Raw genomic sequence first — 13,380 nt, forward strand, 5'->3', positions numbered from 1 at the left:
GCATGACATTAGAAATGAGAGAACTTAAAGGAGATGACTTATTCACTCTTTTAGGTATCGTTGGAAAGTTAGACATCAAGGACGAGTTTATTAAGATGTTTGAAGACAATGTGGACGCAACACCTAAAGTGGTGCCGATGGATCATAAAAAGAAAGAGCCAACAAAGAAAGAACTTGAATTACAAGCAAAGGCTAAAGCTAAAGCGGAAAAAGAAGCGCAAAAGCGTGGAATGGAAGTAGCAGCAAACATGTTACAAAAAGTATTGTTAAACATTAAATCTATCAAGCCTGAAATTAATGGTTTGCTTGCAGATTTAACGGACAAGGAAGTAGCAGAGATTCAAGATTTAAATTTGAAGGACTACACCGCTTTATTAGTTGCTTTCTTTAAGAAGAAAGAACTTGCTGATTTTTTCTCATCTATCGCGTCCTTATTAGCCTAAAAGATGGCGAGTACAAAATAAAAGACCTTTTATGGAAAAGGTACGCTAGTCCGCTAGAGCTACTAAAAACGTATACGTTAGAAGCAACAGCGGACTATATTTTTTATTTATTGGACCAGGAACGCGAGGAATTACTTTGGGAGATGTGGGTACACACGTCCATGGAAAAACCTTTCAAAGATTTCAAAAAAGAACAAAAATCGAAGTCATTTCGCGAGAAACAAAAAGCAAAACCAGTGACAGCGGAAACAGAGAAGAAACTTCTTGATTTCGCATCACAATTTGTAAAGATAAAACCGCCTCAATCCTAGACCCCTTCTAGGAAGAAGGTGAGAAATATATGGGAATGGGTGAAGTATTTAAGCTGTTCGGAACGATTGGCATAGATAACAGCGAGGCAAACAAAGCACTAGATGAGGTAGAGAATAAGGGTAAAGGAACCGCGAATAAATTAACTGGATTCTTTTCAAAGGTTTCCGGAAAAATTGGTCAATCTTTTTCAAACATCGGCAAAAAGATAGACTTTAAAGGCATTCATAATCAGTTCAACACGCTCGGTGGGAAGATTAACAATACACTCGTCAAAGGTATTCAAACGGGTGCTAAAATGATGGCAATCGGTGGAACAGCTGCAATGGCTACCGCTGGTGCAACTTTAGTTAAAGGAATGAATTTGGCTGGTGAACTGGAGCAAAACATGGGCGGTAGTGAAGCAGTATTTACTAAATACGCCAAGCAAATGCAACAAACGGGAATCGAAGCCTATTCTAAAATGGGGCTGTCGCAATCGGACTTCTTAGCCAGTGCGAACATCATGGGATCTCTTTATCAGGGTGTAGGGTTCTCAGTCAAGGACAGTATGACAATGACCAGCGAGAGCATGCAACGAGCAGCAGACGTAGCATCTATCATGGGGATTGACATCGAGAGCGCTATGGAAGCTGTTAACGGTATGGCAAAGGGCAACTTTACTATGATGGATAACCTTGGAGTTGCCATCAACGACACAGCCATCGGAAACTATGCACTTGCAAAAGGTATCGACAAGTCAACCGCCAAAATGACAACGCAAGAAAAAGTTGGACTTGCTACTCAAATGTTTTTAGAAAAAACGGCGCAATATGCCGGAAATTACGCAAAAGAGAATGACACGTTGTCTGGATCGTTGCAAACAGCAAAAGCAGCATTAAGCAACTTTATGAGCGGCGCAAGCACGATTGATGATGCATTAGCAGCAGGGCTGAATTTTGCCAAAGTTGCAGGACGCACAGCAAGCGAGTTAGCACCTAAATTGTTTATAGGTATTTTACAAGCGGTTCAAACGTTAATACCTAAGATTCCTTCAATCATTAGTGGTTTAGCTAGTGGTATGGCAAACGTTCTAGGTGAGGTATTCGGCAAGGACGTACAAGCTAAATTCGAGAGTTTAGTTGGTGTGATAGCTGGAGCATTCGATAAATTGAAACAAGGTTTTGACTTCATCGTTAAGTATAAAGATATTTTTACACCTATCGCAGTAGGTATCGGAGCGATTGTAGGCTTTTTAAGCGCATGGAACACCGTTACAACGATAGCGACAGCAATTCAAGGAGCATTTAACGCAGTACTAAGCGCAAATCCTATCGCTATTTTGATATTGGCGATTGTAGGGCTTGTCGCAGGGTTAACATATTTCTTTACTAAGACAGAAACCGGGATTGCTATTTGGCAGTCATTCACTGATTTTTTGATTAACGCTTGGACGATGATCAAAGAAAAGGCTTCTGAAATTTGGAACGCCATTACAGAAGTGTTTTCTACCGTTTGGGAGTCTGTTAAACAAGTATTCTCAACAGCTTTAGAGTTTATAAGTAATCTAGTTACGGTAGGTTTCATGTTGATTCAGTCAATCATTCAAGGCGTGATGCTTGTTATTCAAACGGTAATTCAAGTTTATTGGAACATCATTAAAACTGTGATTCAAACCGTGATGAATGTTATTAGTTCAATCATCTCGGCAGTTTGGTCTGTTATTGGCGGTACTATAACTAATGCATTAAACGTTATTAAAAATGTTATAACGGCAGGGTGGAACATCGTTAAATCAGTTACAACAACAGTTTTCAACGTGATTAAGTTATTTATCACAACAGTATGGAACGGGATTAAAGCGGTGATTCAAACGGTCGTTAACGTAATTAAGAACGTGGTAACAAACGTTTGGAATGGTATTAAGTCAGTAACGACAAGTGTATTTAACGCCATTAAATCAGTCGCTTCTAGCGTATGGAATAGTATTAAATCAACGATTCAAAGTGTCGTTAATGCAATCAAGAGTGTTGTATCTAGCGTTTGGAATAGCATTAAGTCCACAACTTCAAACGTGTTTAATAGCATTAAGTCAACAGCTACAAGCGTGTGGAACGGTGTTAAAAACGCAATGGTAACACCAATAGAAGCAGCAAAAAATAAGATTAGTGGAATCGTCAACGCAATCAAGGGGTTCTTTAGTGGAATGCGATTAAGTATACCTAAAATCTCATTGCCGCCACTACCACATTTCAGCTTGACGGGTAGTTTTAGTTTGAAACCTCCGTCAGTTCCAAAACTTGGAGTTCAATGGTACGCAGACGGTGGTATTATGCAAAAAGCAATGGCGTTTGGTATGAACGGCAACGACATCATGGTAGGAGGAGAAGCAGGACCAGAGGCAATCCTTCCATTAAACCGCGAAACTTTAGGCGGAATCGGTCAAGGAATCGCTAGCACGATGGGGTATAGCCAAGAAGCAGTTGTTAGAAAGTTGGATGAATTAATCGATCGCTTAGAAGCGTTGTTTGAACAATTCAAAAACATGAAAGTTGTTATGGATAGTGGCGAGTTAGTTGGAGCTATCAAAGATGAAATAAATCACGTTTTAGGACGTGAGCGCGATTATGGCGGAAGGGGGCGTTAATAATTGAAACAAATTACTATAAGAGGTAAAAAAACTTATGATGATTTAGGGCTTTTATTAGCGCCTGATTCGTCTATTGGTGAAGCAAAGGTAAAAACCTACCTAGTCGATATACCACACGGAAACGGCACGCTAGACCTATCAGAAGCGATTACAGGCGAGGTTTCATTCGAAGATAGAGAAATAAGTTTTAAGTTATTGTTAACCGCTGATGTTTCAACATGGAACCCTAAAGCACGACAACTGAAAAATTTATTTCATGGAAAACGTTGTGAAATCATCATGCCACAATACGAAGGTTATTATTTTATCGGCCGGGTATCGGTTGGAGCGATTGAACAGGATAATTCAGTCGCTTATGTACCGTTTAAAGCGATTGTAGAGCCGTTCGCATTGAAGATGAACAAAACCATTGCTAGTCATTCCGTACCGTCTAGCGGCGTTTTAAATCTTGTTCTAAACAACGAACGCATGACAACTATGCCAACGTTTACGACAAGTGCCAATGTTAAAATCACGTTCGGCGGAAAATCACATTTGTACACGGCCGGCACATTTCAATCAACCGGTATTTTATTAAGAGAAGGGGATAATCCAATTAAAATTGAAGCAGTCGCAGGAACTACAATAAATATTACTTATCAGGAGGGGGCGTTGTAATGTATCGAGTTGAATTAGATGGCGAGACGTTATATGACCCTCGCCTAAAAGATTATGATATTTTCACACCTAAATTAAAACTAGAAGTCAATAAAGCTGGCGCGTTTGATTTTAAAGTTTATCCATCACATCCACTTTACAATCGTATTTTTAAATTAAAAAGCATTATCGAAGTCTATCAAGATAGCACGTTACTTTTTAGAGGACGTGTCTTGGATGATGAGATGGACTTCAATAAAGCGAAAATGGTTATTTGTGAGGGAGAGTTAGCTTACTTTAATGATTCTATTTTACGCCCATATGAGTTTACAGGAAGTGTCAAAGATTATCTTAAATTGATTATCAATCAACATAATTCGCAAGTTCAAGCAGCAAGACGCTTTACTCTTGGTAATGTGACGGTCACTGATCCAAATGATTATATCGTTAGAAGTGATAGCACCTATCCAAAAACATGGGATGTAGTGGAAAACAAATTGATTAAATCACTGGGTGGCTACTTGATGGTAAGACGCGAAAAGGGAGTCAACTATATTGACTACTTAGCAGATAGCAACCGTAAAAGCTTACAAAAAATCGAACTAGGTAAAAACTTGTTAGACCTAGCGACACAATCAAGTGCCAGTGAAGTTTATACTGCCATTTTGCCATTAGGTTCAGAGTTGAAAAATGAGGATGGTGAAGAAACCGGTGAGCGCTTAACCATCGAATCAGTAAACGATGGAAAAGACTTTATACAAGATGATGAAGCCGTTCAAAAGTATGGTTTTATCATGAAGGTTGGCGACTGGAAAGACGTTACTATCGCTTCGAATTTACTAAGAAAAGCACGTCAAGAATTAGCACAGTTAGTCAGATTGAGTTTAACGCTCGAATTGACCGCTGTTGATTTATCGATGATTGATGTGAATATTGATGAGTTCCGAGTTTTTGAGTATGTCGACGTATTAAGTGAGCCACATGGTGTAAATGAAAGTTTGTTAGTAGAAAAGATGGAGCTTAATTTGACAAGTCCTGCTAACAACAAAATCACTATCGGACGTCAACAAAAAAGTCTAACTGAAACTCAAATTGAAACAGACAAGGTGGTAGGGAACATCCAGGTTATCAAAGGCCCAAAAGGTGACAAAGGAGACCCGGGAGCAAAAGGTAACGATGGAATCCCCGGTAAAGATGGTGTAGGGCTAAAAAGTACGGCTATCGATTATGCCTTATCAACAAGCGGAACAGCTAAGCCAGTGAACGGCTGGACGGCAAGTGTTCCAAGTTTGATTAAAGGTCAATATTTATGGACACGGACAGTTTGGGCTTACACAGACAACACTACCGAAACTGGCTACAGTGTGACTTATATCTCAAAAGACGGTAACAGTGGATCCGATGGTTTACCAGGTAAAGATGGCGTAGGAATAAAGAAAACGACCATTGAATACGCAAACTCCACAAATGGAGTAACAAAGCCAACTACCGGATGGACTACCACGATTCCAAGCGTTCCAAATGGTAACTATTTATGGACGAGAACAACTTGGACGTATACAGATAATACTGCCGAAACAGGTTACAGCGTTGCTAGAATGGGTGCGAATGGCCCCAAAGGTGACCAAGGAATCAAAGGAGAACCAGGAGCTGATGGCAAGTCTCAATACGTCCATATCCGATATAGCGAAAACGCTAACGGTTCGAACATGACCGACACGCCACAATCAAACACGGTTTACATTGGACTAGCAAACACCACAAGTCCAACAGCACCAGCAACAAATGCGTCATACACATGGAGCAAGTTTAAAGGCGAGCCAGGACAACAAGGTAGCCCGGGGATACCTGGAGCTCCAGGAACGGACGGTCAAACGACGTACACATGGGTAAAATATGCTGACAATGACAAAGGCTCAGGCATGAGCGATAGTCCGGACGGCAAGCTATACATCGGTTTAGCTTTCAACAAAACGACGCAAACCGAGAGCAGTACGGCAAGCGATTATACGTGGAGTTTAATGCCACAGAATATCGAGATTGGTGGAGTAAATTTATTAGTTGGTAGTGACAAAGAATGGACCGCTTCAGGTACAAGAGAGTTCTTCACTACTTTTGACTTAGCTCCAATATTTGAAAAGTACGGACTCGATGAAATGTACTCACTATCACTTGATTTAAAATCAAAGGATATTTCTAAATTTAATAGAGTTCAGGTTTATATGCAAAATGGGGGTGGAACTAAGTATAACTTTATCAATCGGGCTGTAGAAGTAACAGAAGAATATAAAAGATTTAAATTTGAAGGGCTAAAACCAAAGTTGAGTAGTAGCACACAAACTGCAGCACACCTTGCTTTTTATGGAACTTACGATACTGGTAATATGCCTGTTGTAAAAAACATCAAACTTGAACAAGGTAATGTAGCCACGCCGTGGAGTAAAGCACCAGAAGATTGGGAAGCAGAAATAAACAACAAAGCCGACAACGAGTACGTAACAGAAGTAACAACGACACTGAATACGACAATTGAAGAAGCAATAGATGGTATTCGGACAGAAGTCGAGAAAGTGTACACCGCGAAATCAGAATTTGAAACATATCAAGAAACAGTTTCTACTCAATTTGAACAAACGAGTGAGCAGTTTAACTTTACGTTCAATGAATTAATCGAACAGATTACAAAACTTGACGACGATACTCAAGCTCAATTCATGGAAATTGTTAAATATATCCGCTTCGTTAATGGAAACATCATTCTGGGACAAGTCGGAAACGAATTAGAACTCAAGATACAAAACAACCGTATTCAGTTTTTACAAGGCGGTGCAGAAGTAGCTTACTTCTCAAACAACAAACTTTACGTGACAGATGGCGAGTTTATCAACAGTTTGAAACTAGGAAACTTTGCGTTTATGCCGCGTGAAAACGGCTCATTAGACTTTAAAAAGGTGGTGAATTAGATGGCTTTAAGTGGATCAAATACCTGGGATGTGCAAAGAACCAGCGGATATTTAAAAATCAGAATGGACTGGTCAGCAACACAAAATATTGCCGGAAACTATTCTGATGTGAAAGTTGACATAACCGTTATCCGTGGCGCTTATGGTTACAACACTAATTCAACTGCAGATACTCAATCACTATGGATTGACGGTACAAAATACACAGCGACAAGCAATGTAGGTGGGGGTAACAACTCATCTAAACTAATCATGTCGCAAACTAAAAGAGTGTATCACAATGCTGATGGAACTAAGTCATTTAGTATGCAGTTCCAGAAATACTTCGGTGTTTGGTGGGGCGGAACGCTTGTAGGAACGCAGACATTCCCTACGGTTAACGCAACATTAAATACAATTCCGAGGGCATCAAGCATTTCTAGTATTTCAGGCGGTACGCTAGGTAGTTCTTTGACCGTTAGTATCTCAAGAGCTGCAAGCTCGTTTACTCATCGGGTCGGTTATTATCGAACAGATGGAAAACTTGGTTTAGATATTATACATAATGTGGGAACAAGTACGACCTTCACTTTGCCAATCGGTGACAGTTCTTATTTACCTAACGCAACAAGTGGGACCGCTAAAATTGTAGTAGATACATACAGCGGAAGTACACGGATTGGTAGTACGTCAAAAAACTTTAAAGTGACCGTACCAACTAGTGTTGTACCTAACGTTTCAAATATCACGTTTGCCGAGACAACTACAGGACTAAATGCCAAATTTGGTGCGTACGTACAAAATAAATCATCGGTTAAAACGACCATGAAAGGCAATGGCGCTTACGGTAGTACAATCAGGCAAAAGAAAATAATAGGTAATGGCCAAGTCGAGAATTCTTTTGAACTTAATACGGACGTGTTATCAAGTTCAGGGATAAATAAGTTTACCTATGAAGTAATAGATTCACGGGGACGAAAAGCAAGCGCCACGCAAAACATAACAGTTTTACCTTATATTGATCCGCAAATATCAGCGTTATCTGTTATTCGATGCAATTCTTACGGAACTCCTAACAATGAGGGAACGTATGCCAAAGTGACTTACAATGCCTCTATTGCACCAGTTAACAACAAAAATGATAAAACATTTAAACTACGATGGCGGAAAAACGGAGAAGGCACTTGGTCAGAGAAAGCATTATCAAACGCTAATTATACTTTGACAGGATCAACCATTTTAAGTGGTTTTAGTGTTGATAACAGTTATGAGTTTCAACTTGTTGTAACGGACTATTTTGTATCCGTCATAAAACCTACTAGCATGCCTTCAGGATATACGCTTGTTAACTTTCATCAAAGTGGTAAAGCTATGGCATTTGGTGGGGTTATGGAACGACCAGAAGGCTTGGATGTTTTTTTAAATACAGAATTTAAGCAAGCAATAAAAATTGCAACAAATACGGTTGGGCAAGCCGATGATTGGTTAATGGTATTTAATAGGTTAGATGGTACATATGCGGCGGGTCTTTCTTTGGGTAAGGGCATAGAACATTTAAAACTACATTTGTACGGTGAGGATAAAGTCCGGAAAACTTTTGCGTTTGGTGATGATGGAAATCTTCGCGCTAATGGCGATCTAGTCTTAAAGGATAAACCTATGCCCTTGTTATGGAGTGGAGCTTTGTATATGCAAGCGAGTCATACATTAAAATTAAAATCAATAAAACAATGTAGAAATGGTTGGATGTTTTTATGGTCTCACTTTAATGGTAGCGCTGCTGAAGATAATAACTGGAGTATTTCCTACCTGTCAAAAAGTGCATTAGAATTTGGAGTAGTTGGATTTCACTCTTTTATCGGTTATTGGGATTCGGTGGAGCCAGTCTCAAAATATATGTATTTAGACAATGACACCACATTAAGAGGTTATGCAGGAAACAGTGTTGCTCCTAAAAATAAAGTCGTTTTAAGGGCGGTGTATGAATGGTAGATGAATTTTGGACAGGCAAGCAAATTTACATTGAAACAAACGAAGATGGTTTTGTTATAGGTTATAGCTCTAACGAAATATCAAATAATGATTTCATCATGAATTCCGAAGATGTTCCTGAGAATTTTTTTGATAGTCCGTTTTTATATAGGGTTTCAGACAATGAAATGGTTTTTGATGACAGTAAAGTTAAAACGGAGATTGAACGAGAAAAAGAGGAACGAGAACGCTTAGAACAAACACCTAGCGACAAAGAACGAATCGAAATGTTAGAACAAACAATATTAGAATTATTAATGAAAAAGGAGAGTTAAAAAATGTATAACTTTTTATTAAATATGTACCTTATGGGAAAAATTGATGAGCAATATCTAGTCGAAATGGTAAAGCGCAGATACCTAACGGAAGAAGAAAAAAATGTTATCCTAGCGACACCAAAATTTTATAGATAAATAATTTTACAGTGGAGGTGGCGTATGGACTTAGAAAAAATTGTTGAAGGTCATGGTAAGAAATTAGATCAACACGATCGTGAAATTGGTCGAATCAATGATGTGTTGGTCGAGATGCAACGAGGGATGAATGAAGGTTTAGCACGTGTTGACGAGTCAAATAGATTTTTACGAGAACAAAACACGCGACAATCGGAGCAAAATATCGAGATTTTAAATGCTGTTTTGAGTCGTAATGAAAAATCAGAAGAACGTGTACACGAGTTAAAAAAGATAAGTCGTGAAAACACGTGGAAGTTGATTTTAATGATTAGCGGTGCGAGTGGCTTAATTACGTATATTTTAAATTTGATTTTTGGAGGGTAGTTAAGATGGAAAAAGTAATAGAGTTTATTGCAACAGACGGGCTTGTAATGGTTCCAACATTATTAATTCTTGGTGAGTTTATCAAGCGTAGTCAGTACATAAAAAATGAGTTAATACCGTTTATCCTACTGGTTATTAGCATGATTCTAACGCCGTTAATATTAGGCGGCTTTAGTGCTGATAATATCGTTCAATCAGTGTTAGTTACTGGTGTATCGGTGTTAGGAAATCAAATGTATAAGCAAGCAACTTATTTATCGAAGGAGGAATAACGATATGGAAAGATTAATTAGTTCAGGTGCCGGACATGGCGGAGTTAAAACGAGTGGAAAATGGCGCGACAGCGGAGCGGTTGGAAACGGGCGCTTGGAGGCAGATGTGGCGCGTTTAATCAACTCAAAGCTTATTGCCTTAACAGGCGCGAAAGACACCACAGACAACGCAGGTACAACCGTAAACGATAATTTATATCGTATCGCTAGAAACATTAATAGTCATGAGGACGGCATTGCGTTAAGTCATCATTTAAACGCATTTAACAGCAAAGCGACTGGGGTCGAGGTTTTATATGGATCAAACGCTCAAAAGCCGTTAGCAATGAAATTATCGGCAGCAATCGCTAAAGCGTTAGGCGTTGTGGATAGAGGTGCAAAAGATGGTTCATGGTTAGCTATTGCCCAAAATACTGGAACTAACAAAAAGGTGTTATTAATCGAATGGTGCTTTATTGACAATCCAAACGATATGGCAAAGCTTGATAAAAACATGGACAAGGCAGTTCAGGCAGTCGCTGAAATTTTTGGCTACAAGTCAACAGCTAACAAGCCGACCGCAAAACCTGCACAACCAAAACCACAATTAAAATCAATCGACACAATTGCTAAAGAGGTGATTGCTGGCAAGTGGGGAAGTGGCCAAGACCGTTTTAATCGTTTAACTAAGGCAGGCTACAACGCCCAAGAAGTACAAAAACGTGTTAACACTATTCTAGGAGCCAAACCAGTATCGCAGAAACCGATGCTTAAACCACTTGATACAGTTGCTCGAGAAGTGATTAGCGGATCCTGGGGAAGTGGCCAAGACAGATTCAACCGATTAGCAAAAGCCGGCTACAACGCGCAGCAAGTGCAAAACCGCGTAAACGAATTGCTAGGAGCAGGTAAACCAAAACTTAGACCAATTGACACTGTAGCACGTGAAGTTATTAATGGCGTATGGGGAAACGGTAATGATCGTAAACAACGTCTAGAGCGAGCGGGATATAACTATAACCAGGTTCAAAATCGGGTGAATCAACTATTATAAAGTAACTGAATTTTCCATCAAAAGCCTTACTTAATAAAAAGTAGGGCTTTTTAGTCGTGTTTGGATTGTAAAAGCCATGTAATAATAACAACATCTTGATGGATATGAAACTTTGCTTAATAAATGAAAGTGCTATATTATATGGTTAGTTAGTTTTTTTTGGGGGGAGATGACTATGGATTTTAGTCAATACAAATTACTTATTACCAAAGGAAATAATGGTATAGAAGCCATTAAGATTGATGGAACTGATTATTATTCTTTTGTTCGGACTAAGATTGATGAAGGGCATAGCCAAATAATAATTTCATCAAGTATCATGTTACAAGTTTTACGAAAAATGTTTGTTGAAAAAAAAGCAAAGATTGTTAGCATTGGTTTTATTGAAGATGATTCTGATTATCTGGAACAAATGAATAACTTAATCGCCTCTGTTAATAAGGACAGAGATTATTTTTATGATTTAATGGAAGAACTATCGTTTTTGGCTGAACAAGAATCAGTTGAAATCAAAAATATTCGGATCAAGTACCGAAAAAATGAAAAACCAATAGATTTATCTTTGTCTGTTAATGGATTGATTAAAGCAGGCGAGAATGAGATTGTTGGTGGGGAAATTTCATTTATGGTCGATTCAATATGGGAGAGCGTCAAGGATTGGATTTAAAAAAATTAAGGAAGCTAATAACGATTGCTTCGCCAATGGTTGGGACGTTGTTGTCTGCTTATCTCACAAGTGTTTTTCCAGTAAGCGCATCTTTTATTCCCGAAGATCAAGTTTATGGAATAAGTCTGACCTTGTATTCCGGTCTCTTCGTAGCATTATTCGCAGGTTTAGACTACTTTATCAGTTGGCTAATAAAACAGAAAACGATTGTAAAAGTCAAGTATGCAGCGAATCGGCCAAACTTCAATAAAATGGAGTTGATTCATTGTGATTTCAACGAAGATACCGCGACAATTTATATGGAAGTGAAATTAGATGGTTACCCTAAGAAGTTTCTTCAAAAAGAATTGAAACTAATGCTTCCCGTTCAAGTTACAGCACAAAAGATTCCGAAATACTCTAAGTATTATGAAATAAGCACTGACAAAAGAAGTGTAATAATCGATTTAGAAAAGTTATTCAACACTGGGAAAACTCAAAGAATCGAAGATTCAATTAACATTGGATTTAAAGTTATTAAAAGTGATGATGAAGTTCAAAGTTACATTGAAACAGTTATAACGGGACCAAAAAGAAAGATAATGTTAGAAAAAAACGATTTATTATTTACGAAATGAGGGGTAATGTATGGCTTGGTTTTCTACTACGCGTTGGACAGATAGAGATATAGTATCGTTAGACGAAGCAATAGGATTAATAATGTCTAAGAATGAGAGTCTCGCAAACGATGGGGGAGTAAGTTATTCAAATCTAGAGAAAGAAAAGGCGTTCGAACAAAATCAAACTGTAACAATAGATACCCGTGCGTACTCTTATAATGTAGTCGAGTTTTCAATGAATTCTATTACTCCTGGTTCTACACCGATTGAAGCCCGTACTCAACTGATTAGAGGATTGATTATTTTGTATAGCGATGGCAATCGAGTTCATTATATTATTAATAGAAACTACGATGCTCTTAAGTTACTTCGTAAGCTATTAGGATACACAGGTAGAAATGAAATAATGGAAAATAAGTTTTTGTTTTCTGATGATATTTTTATGTGGTTCGTAAAAATCGTATCGAATAAAGAAAATGAATTCTCTTTCACAGATTCAAATCAAAACGAACTAGAACTTATCATAAATAGTATTATTGGTGTTCGTGGTGAAACCAGAGATGAAAATAAATTGTCTGCTCAAGGAGATACAGTATTAAACTTAATTAGTACACTTTCGTTTATTCTTGAAAGTAATTTGCTAAAACAAATTGTTTTGCGTACACAATACACAGGACATGAAAATATTGAGATGAGGCTAAACGACAAAGGCGTTGTCGCAGTCGAGACTGATTCGTATTCTGGTAATTATGAAGACTTAGAAGATCCGAAAATGAAAGCTCAAGTACTATTGCTTGTATATCTCGAAGTTATCCCTAAATTGCTTCAAGTTTATTTTGAAGAAAAAGATGAAGAAAAATGGAATTTATCTGAAAAGGATATTTTCTTTAATGATGTGGAGAAAAAGCTTATTGAACGATTACAAGAAAGAAAAAACGAATTTAGGAAAGAACAAATGACGTTAATTCCTGAAATCGAACAAATCAAAGCAGAAGTACCATCGAAATAATAACAAACACAAAGAAGCAGGTCGCTAATGA

12 protein-coding genes are annotated in these 13,380 nt (G+C 38.2%); all 12 read left to right on the top strand.

Translation table 11 applies throughout. From position 1 onward, the window contains the following. The first annotated feature begins 2 nt into the window (after positions 1-2). The gene (locus M2919_RS07660) at positions 3-443 is read left to right on the top strand and encodes a hypothetical protein (RefSeq protein WP_248848564.1); all 441 of its coding nucleotides are present in this window, start codon (positions 3-5) and stop codon (positions 441-443) included. 346 nt (positions 444-789) lie between these two features. Next, a complete protein-coding gene (locus tag M2919_RS07665; RefSeq protein WP_248848565.1) occupies positions 790-3,378 on the top strand; it encodes a hypothetical protein in 2,589 nt (862 codons plus the stop codon). Positions 3,379-3,381: 3 nt separating this feature from the next. Continuing rightward, positions 3,382-4,038, top strand: a complete 657-nt coding sequence (locus M2919_RS07670; protein WP_248848566.1) for a hypothetical protein — start codon at positions 3,382-3,384, stop codon at positions 4,036-4,038. Beyond that, positions 4,038-6,980, top strand: coding sequence for a phage tail spike protein (locus tag M2919_RS07675; protein WP_248848567.1), 2,943 nt, complete (start codon positions 4,038-4,040; stop codon positions 6,978-6,980). The genes M2919_RS07670 and M2919_RS07675 overlap by 1 nt, the downstream gene beginning before the upstream one ends. After that, positions 6,981-8,951: a DUF859 family phage minor structural protein gene (locus M2919_RS07680; protein ID WP_248848568.1), complete on the top strand. Its 1,971-nt coding sequence runs from the start codon at positions 6,981-6,983 to the stop codon at positions 8,949-8,951. Then, positions 8,945-9,265 carry a hypothetical protein gene (locus M2919_RS07685; protein WP_248848569.1) on the top strand — a complete coding sequence of 107 codons (321 nt, stop codon included), beginning with the start codon at positions 8,945-8,947 and terminating at the stop codon, positions 9,263-9,265. The genes M2919_RS07680 and M2919_RS07685 overlap by 7 nt, the downstream gene beginning before the upstream one ends. 162 nt (positions 9,266-9,427) lie before the next feature. After that, complete coding sequence (locus tag M2919_RS07690; protein WP_248848570.1) at positions 9,428-9,769, top strand: hypothetical protein; 342 nt, start codon at positions 9,428-9,430, stop codon at positions 9,767-9,769. 5 nt (positions 9,770-9,774) lie between these two features. After that, positions 9,775-10,041, top strand: a complete 267-nt coding sequence (locus M2919_RS07695) for a phage holin family protein (protein ID WP_248848571.1) — start codon at positions 9,775-9,777, stop codon at positions 10,039-10,041. Positions 10,042-10,045: 4 nt separating this feature from the next. Then, positions 10,046-11,074: an N-acetylmuramoyl-L-alanine amidase gene (locus M2919_RS07700; RefSeq protein WP_248848572.1), complete on the top strand. Its 1,029-nt coding sequence runs from the start codon at positions 10,046-10,048 to the stop codon at positions 11,072-11,074. Between the two features lie 175 nt (positions 11,075-11,249). Further along, complete coding sequence (locus tag M2919_RS07705) at positions 11,250-11,741, top strand: hypothetical protein (RefSeq protein ID WP_248848574.1); 492 nt, start codon at positions 11,250-11,252, stop codon at positions 11,739-11,741. Continuing rightward, positions 11,714-12,358: a hypothetical protein gene (locus tag M2919_RS07710; protein ID WP_248848575.1), complete on the top strand. Its 645-nt coding sequence runs from the start codon at positions 11,714-11,716 to the stop codon at positions 12,356-12,358. The genes M2919_RS07705 and M2919_RS07710 overlap by 28 nt, the downstream gene beginning before the upstream one ends. A 10-nt stretch (positions 12,359-12,368) precedes the next feature. After that, the gene (locus tag M2919_RS07715) at positions 12,369-13,349 is read left to right on the top strand and encodes a hypothetical protein (RefSeq protein WP_248848576.1); all 981 of its coding nucleotides are present in this window, start codon (positions 12,369-12,371) and stop codon (positions 13,347-13,349) included. Positions 13,350-13,380 lie beyond the last annotated feature (31 nt).

The sequence above is a fragment of the Vagococcus lutrae genome (assembly GCF_023299185.1).
Classification (GTDB): Bacteria; Bacillota; Bacilli; order Lactobacillales; family Vagococcaceae; genus Vagococcus_A; species Vagococcus_A lutrae.